This is a genomic window from Kouleothrix sp. (assembly GCF_046328425.1).
GTDB lineage: Bacteria > Chloroflexota > Chloroflexia > Chloroflexales > Roseiflexaceae > Kouleothrix.
Window position 1 is genome coordinate 190,528 of sequence record NZ_JAXLWP010000008.1, and the last position, 23,910, is coordinate 214,437.

A 23,910-nucleotide genomic window follows, 5' to 3' on the forward strand; every position below is an offset into this window, starting at 1 on the left:
CGGCGCCTGCCAAGCAACAATTCGGCAGACGCGAAAGTCTTATCGAGCGAATCATCCAGCTTGCGCATTAATACGTAGTCTGCACCGGCCTGCATGTATTCTATACAATTATAACTCGTCAGTCAAAAGTCCTACTTGCGCGTAAATCTCTTTTCCAGTATAGTAGGGATTGTGATGGCGCGCACAGTTTCCAATAGATCCTCATTTCGAACCGCGTAAGAAAGCTGGGGTTGCCTATGGCGCGTTCCTCGTCTGAAAAACTCAACGGCATGGTCATCTCCGATACCTCCATCCGGCAGCCGGTGTTCATCACCATGCTGATGGTGCTGGCGATTGTCGTCGGTTTGCTAGCCTACACTACGCTGCCGGTCAACCTGCTGCCCGATATATCGGTGCCAGTCGTGGCGGTGACAATGGCCTATCCCGGTGCCGGCCCCGAGAGCGTGGCCGACCAGGTCGCCAAGCCCGTCGAAGATACGCTCAACACGCTGAATGGCGTGAAGCACATCACCTCGAACTCAAGCGAAGGCCTGACGGTCATTATCGTCGAGTTCGACACCAGCGTGAATGTCGACAAAGCCGAGCAGGGCGTGCGCGACAAAGTCAACGCGGTGCGGCCGACGCTGCCCACCGACGTGCGCGACCCGGTGTTTCTGAAGTTCGACCCGAACGACTCGCCGATTCTGACGGTGGCGGTGGCCAGCGACGGCACACGCTCGCCGCTCGAGCTGCGCAAGCTCGTCGATAACGACATCGTGCCACGGCTTCAGCGCGTCGAGGGCGTCGGCTCGGTGTCGGTGAACGGCGGCCAGGTGCGCCAGATCAATGTTCAGATGGATCTGAACAAACTCAAGGCCTACCAGATCCTGCCAGTGCAGATCACCCGCGCCTTGCAACAGGCCAACAGCAACTTCGGCCTTGGCACGATCACCGCCGGCGAGCAAGACGTAGGCCTGCGCGCGCCGAGCATGCTCGAAAAGCCCGAAGACATCGCGCGCGTGCAGATCACCGGAACGCCCTACAATGTCGGCGATGTCGCCACTGTGGAAGACGGCGTGGCCGACTCGGTGAGCTACGCGCGCCTCGACGGCAAGGACGCGATCACCATCGCGGTGCGCAAGCAATCGGGTACCAACACCGTGGCAGTCGCCGACGCGGTGAAGGCCGAGGTGGCCAAGCTGTTCGAGGGCCGGCCCGAGCTGCGCTACTTTGTGCCGAACGACCAGTCGACGGCGGTGAAGAACTCGACGCGCAGCGCGATCGAGGAGCTGCTGATCGCCTCGCTCGCGGCCATGCTGATCGTCTGGCTGTTCTTCCGCGATCTGCGCAACACCCTGGTGACGGTCGCCGGCCTGCCGGTGATTATGATCGGCACCTTCGCGGCGATCAAGCTGTTCGGCCTGACGATCAACCTGCTGACGCTGCTGGCGCTGTCGCTGTCGGTGGGCCTGGTGATCGACGACGCGATCGTGGTGCGCGAAAATATCTTCCGCCAGATGGAGCGCGGCGCTACGCCACGCCAGGCATCCAGCCGCGGCACCGCCCAGGTGGCGCTGTCGGTGCTAGCGATGTCGCTCACGATCATCGCGGTGTTCCTGCCGGTCACATTCACCAGCGGCGTTACCGGAATTATCTTCAAGTCGTTCGGTATCACTGTGGCCTGCGCCATGGCAATCTCGCTGATCGAGGCATTCACGCTCGCGCCAATGCTCTCGGCGTTCTTCTTCAAGCAGAAGAACATCCACGGCCACACCCACAGCAAAGAGCTGACGCCCGAGCAAGAGCTGCTCGAAGAGGCCAAGGAAGATCCCGGGCGGATCGGCCAGTTCTACGGCCGGCTACTGGCCTGGAGCTTGAACCACCGCCTGGCGGTGGTGGTGATCGCCCTGGTTGTTTTTGTGGCCAGCTTCGGCGTGGCCAGTACGCTGAAATTCTCGTTCTTCCCAGCCCAAGATACCCACACCTTCAATGTGGGCTACGAGCTGCAGCCGGGCACGCCGCTGGCGCGCACCGACGAGCTTGCCAAACAGGTCGAGGCGCTGCTCAGCGGCGATCAGGATGTCGAGGCGGTGCTGGCAAATGTCGGCGGCACCGGCGCCTCCGAGCGCGCCGAGTTCTTCGTGAAGCTCCACGAGAACGCCAGCACGCCGGTGGTACAGCAGCGCCTGCGCGAGCAGCTCACCAAGCTGAACCTGCCAAACCTGGCGTTTAGCCCGCCAAGCTTCCAGGGCAACAGCACCGCGATCACCAGCCGCACCATCCAGGTCAGCATCCAGACGACTAAGCCGGTTAGCGAGCTGGTGCCGCTGCTCCAGCAGCTTCAGGGCCAGGCCAACGGCATCCAGGGCCTGGTCGATGTCGAGGCGTCGTACAAGCCCGGCAAGCCCGAGCTGCGCTTCCATGTTGACCCTTCGAAATCTGGCGACCTGGGCGTAACCAACGACGATATCGCCCAGTCGGTTCGCACGCTGATCAATGGCTCGCGCGCCACGGTGCTGCGCCAGAATGGCGACGACACCGACATCTACGTGCGGCTGCGCGCTGCCGATCGCTCCAGCGTCGAGGCAATCCGCGGCATCAGCGTGCCAACGCGCGCCGGCAGCGTGCCGCTTAGCTCGCTGGTGCGGCTCGAGGTTGCCTCCAGCCCAACCACCATACGGCGCTACGACCGGCTGAACCAGGTGCTGATCGGCGCAAACGTCGAAGGCCGCAATGCCAACGAAGTGCAGGCCGAGATCGCCAGCCGGCTGAAAGGGCAGGGCCTGCCCAGCGACGTGACCGTCAGCTTCGTGGGACAGACGCAGCAGCAGACCGAAGGCTTCAACACGCTGATCATCGCGATGTTGCTCTCGGTGCTGTTTGTGTATATGGTGCTGGCCTCGCAGTTCGGCTCGTTCCTGCAGCCGCTGGTGATCATGCTGGCGATGCCGTTCAGCTTCATCGGCGCGTTCCTGGCGCTGCGGCTGACGAATATCGACCTTGATATCACCGGCATGATCGGCCTGATCATGTTGCTCGGCCTGGTGACGAAAAACTCGATCCTGCTGGTCGATTTCGCGAACCGCCTGCGCGACGCCGGTATGGAAAAACACGCAGCGCTCGAGGCGGCCGGCGCCATCCGCTTGCGGCCGATCCTGATGACCACGCTGGCCCTGGTGGTTGGTAGCTTGCCAGTGGCGATCGGCATCGGCGAAGGCACCGAGTTCCGCCGCGGCCTGTCGATTGTGCTGATTGGCGGCCTGATTACCTCGATGCTGCTCACGCTGCTCGTTGTACCGACGGCCTACAGCATTCTCGACTCGGTGCTGCGGCGCGTGGGGCGGCTGTTCCGGCGCGGCGGCACGCCGCAGCCGTTCGGCGAAACTGCGCCGCTGCAGCCAGCCGCCAGCACGACAAACGGCGGCGAGCTGCTGAGTGTGAAGGTGGAGTCATCGGAATCGAAGTAGCCGGCGCCGGAGTTGGCAGGCTCGAAGCCTGGGGCATACGGGCCTGCCAACCAGTATGCGTGCAATTCTACGAACCTCGCTAACCTGATCAGGAGAACCATTGTGAATTCGAAACCAATAGCCGCCAGCATTGTCGCTACGCTGCTGGGGCTAAGCCTGAGCGCATGCGGCGGCGCGGCTACGGCGCAAAACACGCCTGCACCCGCACAGGCTAGCGCAACACCCCTGCCTACATTGGTCGTGCCTACGGCGGCAGCCGAGCCAAGTCTCGATCTTGGCGTGAGCGGCAGCGGCGAGATCAAGGCGGTTGGCGACGCCGACTTGGTGTTCCAGGCCCAGGGCACCGTGGCCGAGGTAAAAGTTAAAGAGGGCGACCTGGTAAAGAAGGGCGACCTGCTCGCGATCCTGGATATCCGCGCGTTCGACCAGCAGCTGCACCAGGCTCAGGCCGTGCTCGATAACGCCAAAGCCCAAGAAGCCGCGCTTACCGAGGCGCCGCGCAGCACCGATGCCGCAGCCGCGGCCGCGGCTGTGCGCCAGGCCCAGGCCGCGCTCGACGCGGTGAAGGCCGGCGCCAAAGCGCCCGACCTAGCCCAGGCCGAGGCTGGCCTCACCGCCGCCCAGGCCAACCTTCAGGGCACCCGCGATAAGCTATCGCTGGCGAAGACCCAGGCCGAAGCACAGATGAACCAGGCCGCGCAGGCGTTGACCCAGGCGCAGGCGCGCTATGCCCAGATGAAAACCTACTGGGATCATATCGAAGCCGAGGGCACCGACCCGGTCGTGCCGCAGGTTACCGACACCAAAACCGGCAAGAAGGTCGGCAATACGCTGAGCGACGGCCAGCGCGAAAACTACTACGCCCAGCTGGTGCAGGCCGAGGCCGCAATGCATCAGGCCGAGCAGGGCCTGCAGCTGGCTCAGGCCGCCTTCGAGACGGCCAAGCAAGGCGAGCCGGTGGGTATCCAGGCGGCTCAGCAGCAGCTGGCCCAGGCCCAGGCGCTGGTCGACAAGCTCAGGCTTCCGCCCGATAGCGCCCAGCTCGCGGCGGCCCAGTCGGGGCTCGCGCAGGCCCAGGCGGCCCAGGCGCGGCTCACCGCTGCCCCGCGCGATGCCCAGAAAGCCGCCGCTGCGGCCGGCGTGGCTCAGGCCCAGGCGGCACTTGAGCTAGCCCAGATCAATCGCGAGCACGCCGAGATCCGCGCGCCGTTCGATGGTATCGTGGCCGAGGTAAACATCGATCCAGGCGACCCAAGCACCGTCGTTGGCCAGCCGGCAATCAAAGTCGTCGATGTGAGCACACTCCACGTCGACGCCCGCATCACCGACGTCGACATTTCGAGAGTGGCGGTTGGGCAACCCGCCGAGGTGCGCGCCGACGCAATGCCCGACAAAGTCTACAAGGGCAAGGTCACGTACGTCTCGCCGGCAGCCACGACAGTCGGCACCATCCGCACCTACCTCGTGCGCGTCGCCCTCGACGATATCGAGGGGCTGCGCGCCGGCATGAGCGCCCGCGTCGACATTCTTTCCAAGTAACCAACTTTATTAGAAATAAAAGAAGTATCGGGGGCGGGAACGCCGCCCCCGATACTTCTTTTTAGAAAGCCCTGCCCGGCTTTGCCGGGCAGGGCTTTCTAAAAAGAAAGAGATCTATCAATCGCTCTGCGCTCTGCTATAGAGGGCTATGGCTCGTTAAAAATACGCAATATAGCCTGCTCAAGCGGCACTTTTACCTTCGCCAGAGCGGTACGTTTCATGTGTGGTGCGCCAAGCATCAAACCGCCGAGTACTACTGGATTTGGCCAAACAGGATGCTTGGAGAGGGCGCAGGCGGCTTCGCCGCCCGTGCGAAATCTTTTCTAGCGCGGTGCGCGGCGAGGCTGCCGCCGCAATAGAAAACATAAATACAGGAACGTACCTATGCGAACGAGGCCAAAGCCCGAGCAACAGCCGCCCGCCGATGATCAGCGTATTGTCGTAACGGGCATGGGGGTAGTGACGCCGCTGGGTGTAGGCATTGCGCCATTTTGGGCTGGGCTGGTGGCTGGCCTCAGCGCCACCGGCCTCTCAACACGCTGCGACCTGAGCGATCTGCCGTGCCAGGTAGTGGCCGAAGTGCCCGATTTCGACCCGCACAGCGCTCTTGAGGCTAAAGAAGCTCGCAAGCTTTCGCGCGCTAGCCAGTTCGCGGTAGCCGCCGCGCGCATGGCCGTCGCCGACGCACGCCTGACGATCGACCATAGCAACCGCGAGGCGATCGGCGCGCTGATCGCCAACAGCTCCACCTCGCCGCCCGAGATCGAGATCAGCACGCAGGCGTTTTTCGATCGCGGGCCATCGCGCATCAACCCATTTCACTTTGCTGCCTCGCTGCCGCACATGCCTGCGTGCCAGGTGGCGATCCAGCTAGGACTGCTGGGCTATACAACTGCGATCGGCACCGCCTGCGCCGCAGGCGCGCAGGCAATTGGCGAAGCAGGCGAGATCATCCGCCGCGGCGACGCCGATGTGATGCTGGCAGGTGGCAGCGAGGCCACGATCTGCCGCCTGACGATCGCTTCATTTGTTAGCTTGCGCGCGCTCACCACCCGCGCCGATCTGCCCGCAGACGCGGCATCACGCCCGTTCGATGCCCTGCGCGATGGGTTTGTCCTGGGCGAAGGCGCGGGCGTGCTGGTGCTCGAACGGCTTTCCGACGCTCGGCGGCGCAATGCGCGGATCTATGCCGAGCTGATTGGCTATGGCACAGCAAGCGATGCATACCATATTACCGCACCACACCCTAGCGGCGATGGCGCCGCCCGCGCTATGCGCCGCGCGCTGTACCGCGCCGGGCTCCAAGCTGAACAGATCGATTATGTCAACGCTCACGCTACCAGCACTCCAGCCGGCGACATCGCCGAGACGCTAGCGATCAAGCAAGTGTTTGGCGAAGCAGCTTACCGCGTACCAATCAGCGCGATCAAGTCGATGATCGGCCACCTTACCAGCGCGGCCGGGGCGGTCGAAGCAGCGGCCACCATCCTGGCGCTCCAGCACGGCGTCATTCCGCCCACAATCAACTACGCATCGCCCGACCCGGCGTGCGACCTAGACTACGTGCCCAACAAGGCGCGCGAGGCAGCGCTACACATTGCGATGACGAATTCGTTTGGGTTTGGCGGGGTGAACAGCGCGCTGGTGTTCAGCCGCGCTAGAGGCGAATGATCGTAAGCGCCGCAATACCGAAGAGGATCTGCACCACCACCGAAGCGCCCTGCAGCAGGCGCGCGCCAACCGGCTGCGCGCGGTAAAACAAAAGCCCAACCACCGTGTTGAGCAGCGTCAGGCCGAACGCAGCCAGCGGCAGAAACAGCACCTGATGGCGCGGGCGTAGATCCGACACCTGGCCGGCGGCGTCGAAACGCATCCGTAGCATAGCGTCTAGCGCCGGGTAGCGCGCCGCAACCACCCCAAGCGCGATCAGGTTCAACGCCAGCGCGATCAGCAGCAACGTGCGTACGGTGTGATCATTCCAGAACGCATACAGAAACATCCGGCTCGGCTCGAACACGCTCGCCAGCGGCTTGGTGGCGCCTAAATTACGGCGCTGCTCGAGATCCTGAACAAACGCCTCGCGATCAGCCGGCGAAATACCAAACGCCTCGCCGGCGGTGTATACCACCAGCGACTGTGCGGGCGGCCGGGTCGAAAACAAGTGCATGTGCCGGCCATCGGCAGCGCGGCCCTGGCCCCAGTAGTAGCCAATGTTCTGCAGCACACCCCAGGGCCGCCACAGTGGCCCCATCCCAATATCAATATTCTGGACTTGCTCGAGCGGCACCACAACACGGTTGCCGAGCCAGAGAATATACAGGCCGTTGCGATCGAGCTCGTAGCCAAGCGTAAACGCCGCAGCCGTCCGATAGGCCAGCGCGCCAGCCAGCAGCAGCAGCGCCAGCAAGCCCACGACCTGAACGTACAGCTGCAAATTGATCGGCCAGGTTTCGGGCGCGCCGCGCAGCATTCCAGCAAGCTGGACGCCAAGCACGCCAGCGCCTACGAGCGCTAGCAGCAGCAAAACCAGCGCCAGCCAACGCCCAGACGAGGGTTGTGGTTTCCAGTGTCGCATATGGGAATAGTTCGTGCCTTTGGGCAGGTAGCCAGCCACCCGGCCAGCCACCTGCCCGCTGGTGAAGGTTATGGCGCCGGTGTGAGCGTCGGCGTGCCCGTCAGCGTCGTCGTGCTGGTCGGCACGCTTGTAGCTGTCGGCGTCGCATACAGCTCAACAGTCGGCAGTGCGCCAGGCGTTGGCGTTGGCGGCGAGGTTGGCGTCGGCGAGACGGCCGGGAAGCGCGCGATCGCGGCGGCGGTACGCTGCTGGGCCAGCCACTCATCGAATTTTTTGCTGCGTGCGTCCTGCAGCTGCACCTCTGTGCTCTCGACGGTGCGGCTGACCAGCTGAATAATATGCCAGCCAAAGCTCGTCGGGATCAGGTCGCTGTTCTGATTTTCTTTCAGCGCCAGCGCTGCCTTGACGATCGCCGGATCCATCTGGCGACCGTCCGAAGTCTTACCGGTATAGTCGAAAGTCGGCAGCAAGCCACCCTGATCGCGGGTCGCAAAATCTTCCGATTTTTCTTTAGCCAGCTCCTCGAAATTCGCGCCGCCGCGCAGCTGCGCAAGGATCGCCTCGGCGGCTGGCTTGCGTGCCGCCAGTGCTGCATCGCGCTGAGCCTGCGTATCGGAAAGCGTCGCAGTGCTGGAGATCAGGATCTGGCGTACTGCGATGCTATTAGGATTAGTGGTAGGCTGGAAGCTGGCCTCGGGCAGCAGCTGGGCTTCGACCTTGCTTGCCAGTGCTTGGCGCAGGTACTGATCGTGCAGCGCTTTTTTGAAATCGTCGATCGTCAGGCTGGCCTTCAGCGGCTGCGAGGGGTCGGGGCTAAGCCGCAGGATCTCTTGCTGATAAGCGTCGTACAGGCGGCCAATTGCCGCGTCGAGCTGACCGAGCGCCGCGTCGGGCAGTGGCGTTGCGGTAGGCGGAACTGTGGCGGTAGGCGGCACAGTTGGCGACGCAGTTGCGGTTGGGCCGCCGGGCGTAGCGGTAGCCGCAGGGGTAGCGGTAGCAGTAGGCTCCGCCGTCGCAGTCGGCGTCAGGGTTGTCGTCGAGGTAAGCGGGTTCGAGGGCGCAGGGAACGAGCGCCCGAGATCGGCCATAAGCTGCTGAGCGATCTCGCCATCGTTCACTTGCAGGCTATAGGCTTTTGCAGCGCTCTGGATCACCAGCTGCCGGTCGATCCAGCCGTTCACGGTCTCTTCATCGACGGTGCCGGTGCGAATATTGGCCACCTCGGCGTCGAGCGTAGTAATCTGGCCTTCGAACTGGCTGCCGAACTGGCCGCCAAACAGGTTGAGCAGCTGGAGATTTTGGGCGATGCTTCGCGCGATCGCATTACGTCGCTCGGTCCAATACTCACCGCGCGTCAGGGTGGTAGCGCCCACCTGCGCAATCGGCCGGCTCGGGATCCACAGCCGGTCGTAGGCCACGCCAATCAATACGGCCAGCAGCGCCAGGCCAATCGCCGATCCGACCACAAGCGTCACCAAGCGCTGGCGGCGCTGCTCGCGCTGCCGGCGGCTCATGGCGCGGCGGGTCATTGGCGCTTGAGGTGTAGGCTGCTGGGGGGTTCTCGGTGTCTGGGCCATATTCTCCACATAAATAATGGGCATAGGTCATCCCTATGCCCATTGCTACGCTTCTATGCACAGAGCCAGAGACGATACCAAAGCTGCGGCGCGGCTGCACCTTCTTAGGCAGCGCTCTGCGCTAGCTGCGGGTATGCGCTGCGGCGAAGGGCAGCAGCGCCATGTGGCGCGCCCGCTTGATCGCGACCGTCAGGCCGCGCTGGTGGCGCGCACACGTGCCGGTGCGGCGGCGCGGCAGGATCTTGCCGCGGTCGGAAACATAGCGCTGGAGCCGCTTGATGTCTTTATAATCGGCCACGCGGATTTTATCGGTGCAGAAGCCACACACCTTGCGCCGCGCCACAAACTTGCGCCGCCCGGCCCCGCCCGCGCCACCGCCCGCGCCTGGGCCACCACGCCGTCGAAAATCACTCATAGGTATGCTACCCTCGATCTCATATATGCGACGCAAAGCGTCGGCTGAATAGCGAGTACTACAGTGCTGGCGCACGCGATGGCGCCAGGCTTAGAACGGAATATCCTCGTCGCCAATATCAATCGAGCGCGAGGCCGCCGGGCCGCGCGCCGCCGGGCGATGATCAGCGTCATCGTCGGGCAGGCTCTCGCGCGAGCTACGGCCGTCGAGCATGATCATATCGCTGGCGATCACCTCAGTGCGATACCGCGTCTGGCCGTCCTGATCCTGCCACTGGCGCGTCTGCAGGCGGCCCTCGATATAAACCCGGCTGGCCTTACGCAGATGCTCGTTGCAGATCTCGGCCAGCTTATTCCAGGTGACGACGTTGAACCACTCGGTTTCCTCGCGCACATCACCGCTGCCGTCTTTCCACTGGCGGCCAGCGGCCACGCTAAAGGTGGTGACCGGGCTACCGCCGGGGGTATACCGCATTTCCGGATCCTTGCCGAGCCGCCCGATGATCATGACCTTGTTCAGATCCTTGGCCATCTCGATCACCTTTCGTAAACGCTCGTCGCATCAGCGCTACCGGCCGCGGATCGGCTGACATATCGCAGCCGAGCAGGCTACTCTTCGTCGTCGGCTTCCTCATCCTCGTCGCCAGCAGCTTCGTCATCGCCGGCGCTCGCGCCAATCGGCACTGCCGTGGCAGCTGGTGTGGATGCAACCTTCGACTCGACCAAGGTCATCAGGTAGCGCAGCACTGAGTCGTTCAGCTTGAGGGCGCGCTCGACCGTGCCGACCTGCGAGGTAGGCAGGTTGAAATGGCAGAGCACATAGTACCCTTCGTTGAAAGGCCGGCGGCTGGCCTCACCCTCGGCGTACTCGCGGATGGGGTAGGCAAATTTGCGGCGGCCCCAGGGGGCTGTTTGATCAACGCTTGTCACATCGCCGCCGGCCGAGGTAATGGCCTGGCGCACGCGGTTGATCGCGTTGTTGATCTCTTCCTCGCTTGATCGCAAGGGTGAGACAATGAACAAAAGTTCGTAGTCACGCCGACGCTCGCGCATTGTTCCTCCTGTGGTGTTGCCCCCATGTCGATGCATACCCGATTGCGCGTCGATAGGTATGAGCATGGGAGCAGAAGCGATATTTGATTACGGCGGGAGATTATAGCATAGCCGCGGCATCGCCGCAAGGCGGCTAGCGCGCAGCAGAGCGCCGCCGGCTAGCCAGGCACATTCCGCGATGCTGGCGGCGCAAACGCCGAACGGCTCGCCCAGGCACTGAGCGAGCCGTTCGGAGCGTATCGACGAAGCGCAGCCAACTAGGCCATCGACTTCTGCAAGCAAGCGCGGTGGTGGTACGTCTTGTTACGGCGACGGCCATCCATCACAACCACCATGTCGCGGTCGTTCATAATCTGCTGCCCACAGTTCAGGCAGGCATGGTCGGTAGCGCGGCCGCTTTTGTCGCGCGCGGTGACGTCGGTCTTCGACTTCTTCTCAGCCATTGTTTTGGCGCTCCGTTCTTGAGCAAGTTTCTGTTCTAAGCATAGCGCGCAGGAATACCCGGCCCACCATGCCGAGGAGTATTATAGCATGCTCTGCGCGAGTTGGCTATTAGCGAAACGTTAGAAGCAGGGCTGGTGCAACGTCGGCCCTCACCTCCCTTACCCCCTCCCCTGATACCAAATTCGCTTGATTACGCTTTGGTGGGGTTTGGGGCGGCTTCGCCGCCCCCAAATTTCTTTTGTGTTGCACTGCGTGGCGAAGCCACGCAGTGCAACACAATCGATAAGTGATCAAGCGAAGATCGTATGACAGGGGAAGGGGAGGGGTCGAAAGACGTTGCACCAGCCCTGACGTTAGAAGCTAGCCCACGAACTTATAGCCCATGCCGTGCACGGTGAGCAGGTACTGTGGGTGACGCGGGTTTTGCTCGATCTTCTGGCGCAGCCAGGCCACATGCACGTCGACGGTGCGGGTGGAAACCAGCGCGTTATAGCCCCACACTTCGTTCAGCAGCTCGTCGCGCGAGATCGTCGCGCCGCGGTGCTCGATGAAGTAGCGCAGCAACCGGAACTCCAGCGCCGAGAACTCGACCAGCTTGCCAGCGTGCTCGACTTCGGCGCGCCGGAAGTCGACCCGCACCGGGCCAAACTGGTACAGGTCGGGCGGGCCAGCCGGCTCGGCGGGCTGCGGCGCGCGCCGCAGCAATGCCTCGAGCCGCGCCAGCAGCTCGCTCATCTCGAACGGCTTGGTCAGGTAGTCGTCGGCACCAAGCTTGAGGCCGACCACCTTGTCGACAATCTGGCCGCGCGCGGTGAGCATGATCAGCGGGGTTGTCACACCGCGCTGGCGCAAGTCGCGGCAGAGGTCGAGCCCGCTTTTACGCGGCAGCATAAGATCGAGAATAATCGCGTCGAAGCGCTCGTTGGTGGCGCGCGAAAACCCGCTCTCGCCATCGTACGATGTTTCGACGGCATACCCCTCGTTGCGCAGCCGGTCGGTCAGCGTCATTACCAGCCCTGGCTCGTCTTCGACGAACAGAATTCGTTTACTCATACCTGCCCTTTAGCTTCCAGCCACCTGGCTGCGCGGCTTCGGCAGAAGGCGCGCCGATATGCGAGCTATCGGCGGTAGGCTGGCGGCCATCGTTGCCGGCGCACGGGAGAACGATCGTGAAGGTACTACCCTGGCCAAGCACGCTGGCCACGGTGATACGCCCGCCGTGAGCCTCGACGATATGGCGCACCAAGCTGAGGCCAAGGCCGCTGCCGTGCACCTGCGCGGCGAGCGCGTCGCGGCTGCGATAAAACGGCTCGAAGATATGCGCGAGGTCGTCGGCGGCGATGCCCATGCCCTGATCGCGCACGCTGATCGACACCTCGAAGCCGCGCGAGCCCGAGTGCACCGAGGCCTGAATGCCAACCCATGGTTGATCAGCGCTGTACTTGATCGCGTTGCGGATCAGGTTTTGCAGCGCCCGCGTCATCTCGCCCGGGTCGGCCAGCACCATTGGTAGGTCGCTGGGCACCTGCTGCTCGACAAGCACCGCGCCATCGCGGATCTGCGGCTGGCAAGCCTGCACCGCGCGCCCGATCAGGTCGCTCACAGCGATTGGGCGCGGCAGGTAGGCCTTGCGCCCCGACTGCGCCCCGGCGAATTCGAGCGCCTGATCGACCATCTCGGCCAGCCGGCGACCCTCGCCGTGGATCACCGCGCCATACTGACGCGCCCGCAGCGGGTCGGGCACAACCCCATCGGCCAGGTTTTCGCCCGCCGAGCAGATAACCGCCAGCGGAGTACGCAGCTCGTGCGAGATCGCGGCGACGAATTCGATCTTCTGCTGTGCCAGGCGTTGGGCGCGCCGCGCCGAAATAACCATAGTCACGACACTGGCGCCTAGCAGCAGCAGAATAACCCAGCTGATCAGCAGGTTCTTGAGGCGCAGACCAGACACTGCCGCCTCTAGCGAGCCGGCCCGGTGAGTCAGGATCAGCTGCCAGCGCCCGCCGTCGTCGCCGGCCAGAGCCGCGCCCGAAGCCGGCTTCTCGAACGGCGTCCGGCCGACTGCAATGCGCCACGATTGGCGATCGGCGGTATCGGAGAGATCGGCCAGGCGCAGGGTGTCGTCGATCAGCAGCCGGTTGATCTCGTCGAGCCGCAAGCTGAACAGCGAGGCATGCGCGTCGCCGTGGGGCGGTGCCGTCTCATACACGCTGCTGTTCGAATGGTACACCAGGCGGGTCGGGTCGCTACGGCTGACGATCGCTACGTTGTAATCGAGGGTTTCGCCGGTAGCGAAGTATTTGCGCGCCAGCGACGGCACCAAGGTTTGCCAGAGGTAGTGCAGATCAAAGGTAACGACGGTATACGCAAACACCGGGTCGGGGTCGGGCTTGCAGCGCGGGCAGGGCTTGCGCTTCAGCACAGTTTCGCCAAACATAATGTCCGAGTCGGCGTAGGCCGCTTCCGGGTCGGACAGGCGATCCATATGCGCCACCGGGATCACCAGCGCGGGCACGTCGTCGGCTACCGGGTCGGGCGTGCTGCCAACGAGCAGGCCATTCTCGAGACGCATGGTTTTGATCGACTGCTCGAAGCGATCGCGCAGTGGCTGCATGGCCGCCGGCCAATCGTCGGCGGTGAAGCGGCGCGTATCTTTATGGTAGCGCGACAAGCGCATGCGCCCGTTTTCATACATCTGCACCAGGTAGATATCGCCCACGAGGCCCGGGTGCCCCGAGTGCGCGCGCCAGTGGTCGTAGCGCTGCGCGTAGAGATCCCAGTCCTGGGTGCGTACGGTGTCGGCGTGCATCTGCAGGCCCAGGAACATGCCGGCGATCTCGATGTCGAAATCTTCGCCGAAGCGCACAGCCCCGGCATCGACCAGCGACTGCAGCCGCTCGCGGTCGCCGGCGCTGATCTCGCCGAGCCAGTAGTATTGCAACGAGCCGAGCAGCACAAGCAGCGCCAGCAGCGCCGCGATGAGCGCTGTGCTCGAAGGAACTTTTGCTGCGCGTATCGTTTTCATGGGCGCATTATAGCATAGCCAGACGCGATTGGAATAGGCAGAACGATGGAATTTTACATTTTTTACAACATAATCGTCGACAGTTTTACAATCGCGCTATCTGCATTACGATAGGCAAAAATATCGCTTTACATTCTTGACAAATGCTTTTCAGCTTCTTAACGACTTTTGGCGAAATTTGTTTTATAATGCGAGGCGCAAGCGACTCGATTCAAGATAATCATTATACTACTAACAAACAATCGAGAACGCGAATGAATTTGAAGGCATATGCCTTCAAGTTCTTTTATTTCCTGTGAATATGCATAACTATGGCATTTCACAGCAAAAAGGAGCCATTTCGGCATGAAGAAACCGAACCAGCGCAACCGCCTGATCTTCGCGCTGTTGCTAGCCTTACTCTTGCCGATCCTCGCGGCATGCGGTGGCGGCGGGGAAACCCCGGCCGGCAGCACCGGCGAGCAGGCCACCAGTGCGGCGCCAGCCGGTGGCGAAACCGCAGCCACCGCCGAGCCGGCCGCCACTGCGGCTGGCAGCGCCGACGCCACCGCAGCCCCCGGTGCCGGTGGCGGCAGCGCCGGCAACGTGCTGCGGGTCGCCGCCAGCACCGGCACCTGGCCCGATACGCTCGACCCGCAGAAAGCCTCGTTCTCGAATGAGATCGCGGTGCTGCAGCTGAACTACGAGGGCCTCACGCGCTACGACAAAGACCTGAAAACCGTGCCGGCCGCCGCCGAAAAGTGGGAGTACAACAGCGACGCCACCCAGGTGACATTCCACCTGCGCGACGGCCTGAAGTACAGCGACGGCTCCCCGCTCACCGCCCAGGATTTCGTCAACGCGGTGTACCGCACGCTCGACCCGCACAGCCCCGGCGACTACCAAACCTCGCTGTTCATGATCAAAGGCGCCGACGCGATTATCAACACCGAGGTGCCGACCGACGAGGCCAAGCTGCCCGACCTGCAGAAGGCGCTGGGCGTGAAGGCTACCGACGACAAGACGATCACCTTCGACCTAGCCCAGCCGACGCCGTACTTCCACACGCTCGCGGCGATCTGGGTGATGTACCCGGCCAAGCAGGACCTGGTGAGCAAGGGCGGCGAGACCTGGTACGAGGACGCGGCCAACCAGATCGGCAACGGCCCCTGGCAGATCAGCTCGATCGACAAATCGGGCAACAAGATCGAGTTCAAAGCCAACGAGAACTACTGGGGCGGCAAACCCAAGCTCGACGCGGTCGAGTACACCTATATTCAGGATCTCACGGTGGCGCTGCAGGCCTACAAGAACGGCGAGGTCGACATCATGGCGCCCGACCCGAACGACGTGCCGACGATCAAGAGCGACGCAACGCTGAGCAAAGAGTACACCGAGTATGCCGGCGCGTGCACCAGCACCGTGAGCTTCAACCTGAGCAAGCCGCCGTTCAACAACCCGAAGGTGCGCGAGGCATTCGCCTACGGCTTCGACCGCGACGGGTATGTGCGCGACGCGCTGAAGGATACCGAGATCCCGACCCTCACCTGGATCCCGCCGGGCTACCCTGGCTACGACAAGGCCGAGAATCGCTTCGGCTACGACCCGGCCAAAGCCAAGGCGGCGCTGGCCGAGGCCGGCTTTGCCGACGGCAAGGGCCTGCCCGAGATCAAATACACCTACAACAGCAACAACCCGGCCAACCAGGCGCGCGCCGAGTACATCGTGCAGATGTACCAGAAGAGCCTGGGCGTCACGATCGTGCCCGACCCGGTTGAGGGCACCACGCTGACCGCGATGCGCAAATCGAACGAGACGTACCCCATGATCACCACCGCCGGCTGGTGCGCCGACTACCCCGACCAGCAGGACTGGCTGAGCATCTACTGGCACTCGAGCACATCGTTTGCCCGCGACACCGGCTACAAGAACGCCGATGTCGACAAGCTGCTCGAGCAGGCCGATGTCGAGACCGACGCGGCCAAGCGCACGCAGCTGTACGACCAGGCGCAGAAGCTGGTGATCGCCGACGTTGGCGAGATGATGCGCTCGAACACCAAGAACTACTACCTGATCAAGCCGTACGTCAAGGGCCTTGAGTTCACGCCGCAGGACTCGGACGTGCCCGGCCAGCAGACTGGCCTGTTCAACGTCACGATCGAGAAATAGCCTTTTGAGCCAATGGCCCGCGCAGCGCGGGCCATTGGCTTGCCCCAGGCCGTGCCTGGCAATTTGCACACACCGACAAGTGTTGTCGTTTCTCGATACAGTAAGGAGGCACCCATGCGTCACCCGGAGGTTCGCACTCGCTGGATCGCAGCGCTCGTTCTCGCGCTGCTCGTACCGATGCTTCTGGCGGCATGCGGCGGCCAGGCGCCGGCCGGCACCGCCGACCAGGCCACTGCGCCCGCCGCAGCGCCAACGGCTGCTGCGGCCGAGCCAACCGCCGCGGCCGAGCCAACTGCCGCAGCCGAGCCAACTGCCGCCACAGACGCCACCACTGCCCCGAGCACCGGCGGCGATAACATTCTGCGCATCGCCGACACGCCCTGGCCCGACTCGCTCGACCCGCAGAAATCGTCGTTCGCCAACGAGATCGCGGTGCTGCAGCAGAACTACGAGGGCCTCACGCGCTACGACAAAGACCTGAAAACCGTGCCGGCCGCCGCCGAGAAGTGGGAATACAACAGCGACGCCACCCAGGTGACATTCCACCTGCGCGACGGCCTGAAGTACAGCGACGGCTCGCCGCTCACCGCCCAGGATTTCGTCAACGCGGTGTATCGCGTGCTCGACCCGCACAACCCTGGCGACTACCAGACGCTGCTGTTCATGATCAAAGGCGCCGACGCGATTATCAACACCGAGGTGCCGACCGACGAGGCCAAGCTGCCCGACCTGCAGAAGGCGCTGGGCGTGAAGGCTACCGACGACAAGACGATCACCTTCGACCTAGCCCAGCCGACGCCGTACTTCCACACGCTGGTGGGCACCTGGGTGATGTACCCGGCCAAGCAGGACCTGGTGAGCAAGGGCGGCGAGACCTGGTACGAGGACGTGGCCAACCAGATCGGCAACGGCCCCTGGCAGATGACCACCATGGACAAGGGCAGCAACCTGATCGAGTTCAAGCCAAACGAGAACTACTGGGGCGGCAAACCCAAGCTTGCCGGCCTGCAGGTGAAGTACATCGACGACCTTGCGGTAGCGCTGCAGGCCTACAAGAACGGCGAGGTCGACATTATCGCGCCCGACCCGAACGACGTGCCGACGCTCAAAGCCGACGCGGCTCTGAGCAAGGAGTACAAGGAGTACCCCGGCGCCTGTACGAACGCAATTAGCTTCAACCTGAACAAGCCGCCGTTCGACAACCCGAAGGTGCGCGAGGCATTCGCCTACGGCTTCGACCGCGAAGGCTACGACCGCGACGCGCTGAAGGATACCGAGATCCCGACCCTCACCTGGATCCCGCAGGGCTACCCTGGCTACGACAAGGCCGAGAATCGCTTCGGCTACGACCCGGCCAAAGCCAAGGCGGCGCTGGCCGAGGCCGGCTTTGCCGACGGCAAGGGCCTGCCCGAGCTGAAGTGGGCCTATAGCAGCAGCAACCCGGCCAACCAGGCGCGCATCGAGTACATCGCCCAGATGTACCAGAAGAGCCTGGGTATCACAATCGTGCCCGAGCCAGTCGAAGGCACCACGCTGACCGCCCTGCGCAAATCGAACGAGACGTACCCCATGATCACCACCGCCGGCTGGTGCGCCGACTACCCCGACCAGCAGAACTGGCTGAGCGTGTACTGGCATTCGAGCACCAACTTCGCCAAGAACACCGGCTACAAGAACGCCGAGATCGACAAGCTGCTCGAGCAGGCCGATGTCGAGACCGACCCGGCCAAGCGCACGCAGCTGTACGACCAGGCGCAGAAGCTGGTGATCGGCGACCTGGGCCAGATCATGCGCGGTGTGACAAAGAACACCTACCTGATCAAGCCGTACGTCAAGGGCCTCGACTTCACGCCGCAGGACTCGGACTGGTCGGGCCAGATCACGAGCATGTTCGGCGTGTCGATCGAGAAATAGCCGCTTAGCAACACCGCATTCGCGGCAGGGCTTCGGGGCGGCTCGGCTGCCCCGGAAACTCTCTCCTGGCGGGTATCGGCCACATTCGCAGCCGATACCCGCCAAAAAAGAAGAACCCTGGAGGGCCGGCGGCCCCCCACCACCAGCATCCTGCATCTCCTCAGCCCCGCGCTGAACACGTGCTACGGAGGCGCCAATGCTCGCATTCTTCATTCGCCGCGTGCTATGGGCCATCCCGGTGATCTTTTTCGTTGGGCTGGTGTCGTTCTTTCTGATGCACCAGGCGCCCGGCGGCCCATTCGACAAAGACAATAACAAGAAGCAGGTCGACGGCGCGACGCTCAAAGCGCTCAACGCGCGTTTCGGCCTCGACAAGCCACAGTATGTCAACCCCGTGGCGGCGCGCGCGCTGTGGGCCAGCGGCGAGCGCAACCCGCTCAGGCTGGCGCGCACCTACCTCGACAGCCAGTTCTTCAACTACATGCTCAACGCCGTGCGCGGCGACCTGGGGCCATCGTACCGGCAGCGCGGCAAAAGCGTACAAGATATTCTGATCAAGCAGGCGCCGTTCTCGATGCGCCTGGGCCTGCTCGCGTTCAGCTTCGCGCTGATCGCCGGTATCCCGCTGGGCATTCTCGCCGCGCTCAAGCAGAACTCGCTGATCGACTACCTGAGCCTGCTGCTCTCGACCATCGGCGTAGCGGTGCCGAGCTTCGTCACCGGCCTGCTGGTGATCATTGTGTTTGGCACCACGCTGAAGTGGATCTCGATTACCAACAACAACTGGAATGAATTCCAGCCGTACCTCGCGCCGGCGCTGGTGCTGGGGCTCACCTCGATGTCGTTCATCACGCGGATCACCCGCACCACGCTGCTCGAGGTGAAGCGCCAGGATTACATCCGCACGGCGCGCGCCAAGGGCCTGGCCGAGCGCTCGGTGGTGTCGCGCCACATGATGCGCAACGCGCTCATCCCGATCGTCACGATCATTGGCCCAGGCCTGGTCGATCTGATCACCGGGTCGGTGATCACCGAGGCGATCTTCGGCATCCCCGGCATCGGCAACTTTTTCGTCAACTCGCTGTTCCAGCGCGATTACTCGATGATCATGGGCACGACGCTGGTGTACGCCACGCTGATCGTGTTCGCGAACATTTTGGTCGACCTGAGCTATGGGCTGCTCGACCCGCGCATCCGCGCCTAATAGAGCGATCATCTACAGATAATGGCGGTACTCTATCTCTGTATCGTGTCCATTTTCCGCTCGCAGCGCGGGAAATGGACATAGCATGCTGCCGCAGGCCCAATCTCGTACCCTGAGGAAGCCGAATCACGCAAGTGCGTAACTCCTACGCTCTATAAACATGCAGGTGAAGCACGTGCCGAGCCTACCCGACAAAACACCCGGCCAGCCAGCCAGCTCGCGCGCCGACGTAGCGATCGAGCAGCTGTACCAGGCGCAGCGCAGCGCGCTGCTGACACACCTGACGCGGCTGCTCGACGACCGGCTGGTGGCCGAAGATCTGTGCCAGGACACGTTTCTGAAAGCGTGGCGCGCCTGGGATGCCGGCGAGCCGGTGGCGAACCGGGTGGCGTGGCTGTACCGCATCGCCACCAATACCGCCTACGACTACCTGCGCCGGCGCAGGCGTGTCTACTTCGCGCCGCTCTACGAGGGCGCCGAGACGCTCGAGTGCGAGCCCATGGAGCTGCGCGTCGATCTGCAAGAGCCGGTGCGCCATGCGCTGGCGCAGCTTTCGCCCGAGGCCCGGCGCCTGCTGGTGCTGTCGATCTGCGCCGGCCACAGCGCCCACGAGCTGGCTGCGGCGCTCGAGTGCAGCGATGTGGCGCTGCGGCTGCGGCTGTTCCGCGCCCGCGCGCGCTTTCGGGCGCTGTACCTGCAGCAGAGCGCGAACTAAGCGACTTGGACGGAAAGTGAGCGCGGCAATGAACCAAGCGAGCGCGTGGCGCGTCGAGCTGGCGCGTACAATCGCGGCGGTGTACGCGGAAAACCCACAGGTGCGGATGGTCGCGCTTGGCGGCTCGGCGGCGCGCGGCACGGCCGACGCGTTTTCGGACATGGACATGGCGGTGTACTGGCAGCCGCTCGACGACGCCTACCTCGACGCAGCGCCGCTGGCGCGCTCGGGCGCCGAGCGTTTCACTTTTCGCCGCCTGTTCGAAGGCCAGGTGGCGCTTGAGCAGTACTACATCGGCCCGGCCAAGCTCGATGTCGTACACTTCGCCATGGGCTGGTGGGAGCAAACGGTGGCCGACGTGACCGAGCGCGCCGACCTGGCCGACGAAAAGCACGAGGTGCTCGACGGCTTTATGGGCGCCATCGCGCTCCACGGGCTGGGCGAGTACGAGCGCTGGCGCGAGCGCATCGGCGCCTTCCCCGACGCGCTGGCCCACGCCATGGTCGCGCGCTCGCTGCGCTTCTACCCAGAGTGGGTGCTGGCCCAGCATGGCCTGGCGCGCCGCGACCTGCTGAACTTCTATGCGATCCTGTGCGAGATGATCGGCAACCTGCTGGGGGTGCTGGCCGGCCTGAACCGGCTGTACCACTCGATGGAGAAGCCCAAGCACAGCGCCGAGCTACTGCGGCGCATGCAGATTGTGCCGGCCAACGCCGCCGCGCGGATCGAGGCGCTGCTGGCTGGCGAGCGCGAGTGCGCCCCGGCCGAGCTAGCCGCGCTGGTCGACGAAACACTGGCGCTGGTAGAGCAGCATATGCCTGCTGTCGACACTACGCGCGCGCGCATGATCCAGCGCATGCCCGCCACGCCGGTCGAGCAGGCGCCGCCGTTCCCGCGAGCGTAGAAGCGCGGCCTACTGGCCGGCCGCGCGCAGGCCGGCCAGGTAGCGCGCGATCGCGAAGTATGCCGGCCGCGGCGAGTAGTCGCCGTTGAGGATGCTGAACGAAGCCTGCTCGTGCCCAGGCTGGCCCTCGGCGGCCTTGAGCGGGCCAAAGTTCAGGTTCCAGAGGATCATATTGCCAACCCACGGGTACTGGTCGTGGGAGCGCCGCATCGCCCCGACGATATACTCGGCCTGCTGGTCGAGCGATACCTGATTGCCGAACTCGAACCCCGGCGAGCTGTTCGGCGTAGCCCAGCCGAACTCGGTGATCCAGACCTGGTGGTCGGCCAGGCCGTACTGCTGCATCAGCGCGCGCACATTCTCGACATGCCGGAAGTAAAACGTTGGGTCGTTGGTCCAGCCCTGCGCGCTGCTTGGCGCGTCGGGCCAGAGCGTGTCGGGCGGGTTGGCCGAGCCGCCGGGATGCACAGCCTGTGCATCGAAGTAGTTGCGGATCACGCCGTTCTGGTACGCATACATTGCGCGGTAGTAGCGCTCGTCGGAGATCGCCACGTCGGGGCTATTTACGGCGGTGGAGGAGGGCGGCCCGGCCACCACGAAGATCGCCGGGTCGACCGCCTTGATGCGTGTGTAGGCGGCCTTCAGCAGCTCGACGTAGTGGCCGGCGTCGTCGGTCGAGACATAGCCACCGTTCTCGTAGGCCAGGTTTTGCTCGTTCCAGATCTCGATTGCGTGCACGCGACCACGGTAGTGCTCGGCCAGCGCGCCGACGAAATTCGCCAGGCTAGCCGGTTCGTCGGGCAGGCCGTCGCTGCCGTTGGCGGTGTAGAAGGAGGGCGAGCGCACCACCGAGATCAGCAGCTTCAGGCCATAGGCATTCACCGCGTCGACGATCGGGTCGAGCTCGCCCCAGGCATAGTTGCCGGCAGGGCCCTCCTGATCGCGCCAGTGGATCTGCTGGCGCACCCAGCCGAAGCCGGCGTCGCGCGCCAGCGCCAGCGGGGTGTCGCGGTCGGTATAAAACAGGTGCGCAGCCACGCCAAAGTTCAGCCGGTCGGTTTTCAGCGGGAACGCCAGCCCGCCCGGCCCGCTCGGCTGGGTCGTCGGCGTGGGCGGCTGCGGCAGCGGCGTCGGGTACGGCAGAAACGTTGGCTTGGGCTGGGGCGGGGTGGCGAGCGGCGGCATGCGCGCCGGCCGCACCTGGCCCGGCGCTGCCGGTGTGGCTGCCACGGCGGCGGTGGGCAGCGCGGCCAAAGCGACGGTGGCGGGCAAGTCGGCGGCGCAGCCGGCGGCCAGCGGCAGCAGCAGGCCGCAGAGCGCGGCTATGGCGACGATGCGTGGCGCGAATGGCTTCACCTGAACCTCCTGCGATTGTGTACGCGGCGCGTATGGGCTGCGCTAGTAGCTATACTCTAGCAGCCGCGGCCGGGTAGAACAACCGCAGAAGGTTGCAGAACGGTGATCGAGACCTGTAAAACTGCTGAGATGCGCCGCGCGGGTTCTGGCGCAAAACGCCAGAACCCGCGCAGAAGCGCAGGCGCTCAGGGCGTCAGCACGAAGTATGCAACCGAGAGCTTGCCGCTGTCTTTGCCTTTGGCCTCGAAGCGCCACAGCCCCAGCGGCGAGGTCGGCTCGGTCACATAGTACAGCCCGGCGTAGCCAATTGCGCCCTTGTCGTCGGCCTTGACAGTATAGCCGACCGTGACTTTCGTGCCGTCCGATGCGACAATTGTAGGCGCCACCTCTTCGCCTGGCTTGAAGCCGCTCGCGTCGAAGAAGAAGATCGTGCCGGCCGGGCCAGCGCCTGGCTCGGCGCGCGCGTCGGTATTCGCGGGCACAGGCGGCTTGGCCGGCGGCAGCCGGCCGATCGCGTCGCCGATCACCAGGAAGTAGCCGACCGCCACGCGCTTGCTATCGACGCCCTGCGCCACGAACGACCAGACGCCCAGCGGCGTTTTTGCGTCGGTAGGGAAGCCAATCGCCGCGCCGCTGATCGAGCCGGCTGTGTCGGCGGTGGCCTGGAAGCTCGCGCCGTAGATCGCGCCGTCGGGCGCGTTCACCCACACGCCCACCTTCTCGCCGGCCTGGAAGCCCTGGGCCGCCAGGGTAAACGTGCTTCCCGGCAGGCCGGCCTGCGGCAGCACGCGCGCGTTCGTGCTCGGCGGCAGCAGCGGCCGCACCAGCCCCGGCGCGCTGGGCGCGGCCGGCTTCACGGTGATCGGGCCGGCCGGCGGCGCGCCCGGCGCGAGCGGCGGCGTCAGATCTTTGGGGGCGAACTGGCGGCCAAGCAGCGCCAGCAGCACACGCTGGCCGGCCGGCCGATCGGGCCAGTATTCAAAACGCGCGCGCTCGAAATACTGCACGGTGTGGGTCTGGCCGTCGGCCAGCTGCTCGTCGAGCTCGTCGCTCAGCGGGTAGCCGAAGATCTTCAGGCCACCGCGGCTCTCCCACGTTTCTTTGAAGCCATACTGCACCACGTGCTTGGTTTCGGCGAAATAGCGGCGCTGCTTGGTGCTGGCAACCGGCTGCGCCGTGGCGAACACCCGATCGCCGGCGGCATCGCGGCCCAGCAGGCCCAGCTCGACCGTGGCCGCCGTGGCGCTGGCGCGCTCGAAGCGCGCGCGCTCGAAGTACTGGTAGATCCGGCCGGTCTGCGGATCGACGTATTCTTCTGTCAGCGGGTAGCCGAAATTCGCCAGGCCGCCGTTCTTGTCCCAGAAATCGCGAAACGCGCCGCGCACATAGTGGCCGGTCGCGCTGATATATGCGGTATCGGTGGCGGCGCGCGCCGGCGCGGCGGCCACGGCGCCGGCCGCCAGCGCGATCACGGCGAGCAGCCGCCAGATCAACCGCCGAGTAAGCAGGCTATGCATGTGCCCTCCTCAAGCGGCCGCGCTTGCGGTGCGGCCGCGCTAATTGAAGTTCATTCTGTACATGTTCTAAGCATCAGCA

18 protein-coding genes are annotated in these 23,910 nt (G+C 64.1%); 8 read left to right on the forward strand and 10 right to left on the reverse strand.

Annotated features, from left to right (window positions below; translation table 11 throughout):
* Nucleotides 1-269 precede the first annotated feature (269 nt).
* The 3 genes from U0177_RS09400 (at nt 270) to fabF (ending at nt 6,656) form a co-directional block, all read left to right on the forward strand.
* Nucleotides 270-3,446, forward strand: a complete 3,177-nt coding sequence (locus tag U0177_RS09400) for an efflux RND transporter permease subunit (RefSeq protein ID WP_409570354.1) — start codon at nt 270-272, stop codon at nt 3,444-3,446.
* 102 nt (nt 3,447-3,548) lie between these two features.
* Entirely contained in the window at nt 3,549-4,985 is a 1,437-nt protein-coding gene (locus tag U0177_RS09405; RefSeq protein WP_409570355.1) for an efflux RND transporter periplasmic adaptor subunit, read from the forward strand.
* Between the two features lie 384 nt (nt 4,986-5,369).
* Nucleotides 5,370-6,656: a beta-ketoacyl-ACP synthase II gene (gene fabF, locus U0177_RS09410; RefSeq protein ID WP_409570356.1), complete on the forward strand. Its 1,287-nt coding sequence runs from the start codon at nt 5,370-5,372 to the stop codon at nt 6,654-6,656.
* On the opposite strand, the gene U0177_RS09415 is transcribed toward fabF, so the two are convergent.
* The 8 genes from U0177_RS09415 to U0177_RS09450 all read right to left on the reverse strand — a co-directional run bounded on the left by U0177_RS09415 (nt 6,643) and on the right by U0177_RS09450 (nt 14,073).
* On the reverse strand, nt 6,643-7,560 hold the full coding sequence (locus U0177_RS09415; protein WP_409570357.1) for a PH domain-containing protein: 918 nt from the start codon (nt 7,558-7,560) through the stop codon (nt 6,643-6,645). The genes fabF and U0177_RS09415 overlap by 14 nt on opposite strands.
* A gap of 68 nt (nt 7,561-7,628) precedes the next feature.
* On the reverse strand, nt 7,629-9,137 hold the full coding sequence (locus U0177_RS09420) for a peptidylprolyl isomerase (RefSeq protein ID WP_409570358.1): 1,509 nt from the start codon (nt 9,135-9,137) through the stop codon (nt 7,629-7,631).
* Nucleotides 9,138-9,258: 121 nt separating this feature from the next.
* On the reverse strand, nt 9,259-9,552 hold the full coding sequence (gene rpsR / locus U0177_RS09425; RefSeq protein WP_409570359.1) for a 30S ribosomal protein S18: 294 nt from the start codon (nt 9,550-9,552) through the stop codon (nt 9,259-9,261).
* A gap of 90 nt (nt 9,553-9,642) precedes the next feature.
* Nucleotides 9,643-10,083: a single-stranded DNA-binding protein gene (locus tag U0177_RS09430; RefSeq protein WP_409570360.1), complete on the reverse strand. Its 441-nt coding sequence runs from the start codon at nt 10,081-10,083 to the stop codon at nt 9,643-9,645.
* A gap of 77 nt (nt 10,084-10,160) precedes the next feature.
* Entirely contained in the window at nt 10,161-10,604 is a 444-nt protein-coding gene (rpsF, locus tag U0177_RS09435) for a 30S ribosomal protein S6 (protein WP_409570361.1), read from the reverse strand.
* A gap of 257 nt (nt 10,605-10,861) precedes the next feature.
* Nucleotides 10,862-11,047 (reverse strand): hypothetical protein, encoded by a 186-nt coding sequence (locus U0177_RS09440; RefSeq protein ID WP_409570362.1) that lies wholly within the window; start codon nt 11,045-11,047, stop codon nt 10,862-10,864.
* Nucleotides 11,048-11,408: 361 nt separating this feature from the next.
* Nucleotides 11,409-12,101 carry a response regulator transcription factor gene (locus U0177_RS09445; protein ID WP_409570363.1) on the reverse strand — a complete coding sequence of 231 codons (693 nt, stop codon included), beginning with the start codon at nt 12,099-12,101 and terminating at the stop codon, nt 11,409-11,411.
* Nucleotides 12,094-14,073, reverse strand: coding sequence for a sensor histidine kinase (locus U0177_RS09450; RefSeq protein ID WP_409570364.1), 1,980 nt, complete (start codon nt 14,071-14,073; stop codon nt 12,094-12,096). Before U0177_RS09450 ends, U0177_RS09445 begins: the two co-directional genes overlap by 8 nt.
* 345 nt (nt 14,074-14,418) lie before the next feature.
* Between U0177_RS09450 and U0177_RS09455 the strand changes: the two genes are divergently transcribed.
* The 5 genes from U0177_RS09455 to U0177_RS09475 all read left to right on the forward strand — a co-directional run bounded on the left by U0177_RS09455 (nt 14,419) and on the right by U0177_RS09475 (nt 20,958).
* Nucleotides 14,419-16,221, forward strand: coding sequence for a peptide ABC transporter substrate-binding protein (locus U0177_RS09455; protein ID WP_409570365.1), 1,803 nt, complete (start codon nt 14,419-14,421; stop codon nt 16,219-16,221).
* Between the two features lie 114 nt (nt 16,222-16,335).
* On the forward strand, nt 16,336-18,135 hold the full coding sequence (locus U0177_RS09460; RefSeq protein ID WP_409570366.1) for an ABC transporter substrate-binding protein: 1,800 nt from the start codon (nt 16,336-16,338) through the stop codon (nt 18,133-18,135).
* Nucleotides 18,136-18,331: 196 nt separating this feature from the next.
* Complete coding sequence (locus U0177_RS09465; protein WP_409570367.1) at nt 18,332-19,339, forward strand: ABC transporter permease; 1,008 nt, start codon at nt 18,332-18,334, stop codon at nt 19,337-19,339.
* Nucleotides 19,340-19,514: 175 nt separating this feature from the next.
* On the forward strand, nt 19,515-20,054 hold the full coding sequence (locus tag U0177_RS09470) for an RNA polymerase sigma factor (protein ID WP_409570368.1): 540 nt from the start codon (nt 19,515-19,517) through the stop codon (nt 20,052-20,054).
* A 28-nt stretch (nt 20,055-20,082) separates the two neighbouring features.
* Nucleotides 20,083-20,958, forward strand: a complete 876-nt coding sequence (locus tag U0177_RS09475; RefSeq protein ID WP_409570369.1) for a hypothetical protein — start codon at nt 20,083-20,085, stop codon at nt 20,956-20,958.
* 9 nt (nt 20,959-20,967) lie between these two features.
* On the opposite strand, the gene U0177_RS09480 is transcribed toward U0177_RS09475, so the two are convergent.
* Together U0177_RS09480 and U0177_RS09485 are read right to left on the reverse strand one after the other, a co-directional pair.
* On the reverse strand, nt 20,968-22,314 hold the full coding sequence (locus tag U0177_RS09480; RefSeq protein WP_409570370.1) for a hypothetical protein: 1,347 nt from the start codon (nt 22,312-22,314) through the stop codon (nt 20,968-20,970).
* Between the two features lie 185 nt (nt 22,315-22,499).
* A complete protein-coding gene (locus tag U0177_RS09485; RefSeq protein WP_409570371.1) occupies nt 22,500-23,831 on the reverse strand; it encodes a hypothetical protein in 1,332 nt (443 codons plus the stop codon).
* Between the last annotated feature and the right edge of the window lie 79 nt (nt 23,832-23,910).

Coding starts and splice junctions, on each gene's coding strand:
- U0177_RS09415 (WP_409570357.1), bottom strand. CDS start 7,560: ATGCGACACTGGAAACCACAACCCTCGTCTGGGCGTTGGCTGGCGCTG.
- U0177_RS09430 (WP_409570360.1), bottom strand. CDS start 10,083: ATGGCCAAGGATCTGAACAAGGTCATGATCATCGGGCGGCTCGGCAAG.
- U0177_RS09465 (WP_409570367.1), top strand. CDS start 18,332: ATGCTCGCATTCTTCATTCGCCGCGTGCTATGGGCCATCCCGGTGATC.
- U0177_RS09460 (WP_409570366.1), top strand. CDS start 16,336: ATGCGTCACCCGGAGGTTCGCACTCGCTGGATCGCAGCGCTCGTTCTC.
- rpsR (WP_409570359.1), bottom strand. CDS start 9,552: ATGAGTGATTTTCGACGGCGTGGTGGCCCAGGCGCGGGCGGTGGCGCG.
- U0177_RS09485 (WP_409570371.1), bottom strand. CDS start 23,831: ATGCATAGCCTGCTTACTCGGCGGTTGATCTGGCGGCTGCTCGCCGTG.
- U0177_RS09450 (WP_409570364.1), bottom strand. CDS start 14,073: ATGAAAACGATACGCGCAGCAAAAGTTCCTTCGAGCACAGCGCTCATC.
- U0177_RS09400 (WP_409570354.1), top strand. CDS start 270: ATGGTCATCTCCGATACCTCCATCCGGCAGCCGGTGTTCATCACCATG.
- U0177_RS09475 (WP_409570369.1), top strand. CDS start 20,083: ATGAACCAAGCGAGCGCGTGGCGCGTCGAGCTGGCGCGTACAATCGCG.
- fabF (WP_409570356.1), top strand. CDS start 5,370: ATGCGAACGAGGCCAAAGCCCGAGCAACAGCCGCCCGCCGATGATCAG.
- U0177_RS09420 (WP_409570358.1), bottom strand. CDS start 9,137: ATGGCCCAGACACCGAGAACCCCCCAGCAGCCTACACCTCAAGCGCCA.
- U0177_RS09455 (WP_409570365.1), top strand. CDS start 14,419: ATGAAGAAACCGAACCAGCGCAACCGCCTGATCTTCGCGCTGTTGCTA.
- U0177_RS09445 (WP_409570363.1), bottom strand. CDS start 12,101: ATGAGTAAACGAATTCTGTTCGTCGAAGACGAGCCAGGGCTGGTAATG.
- U0177_RS09440 (WP_409570362.1), bottom strand. CDS start 11,047: ATGGCTGAGAAGAAGTCGAAGACCGACGTCACCGCGCGCGACAAAAGC.
- rpsF (WP_409570361.1), bottom strand. CDS start 10,604: ATGCGCGAGCGTCGGCGTGACTACGAACTTTTGTTCATTGTCTCACCC.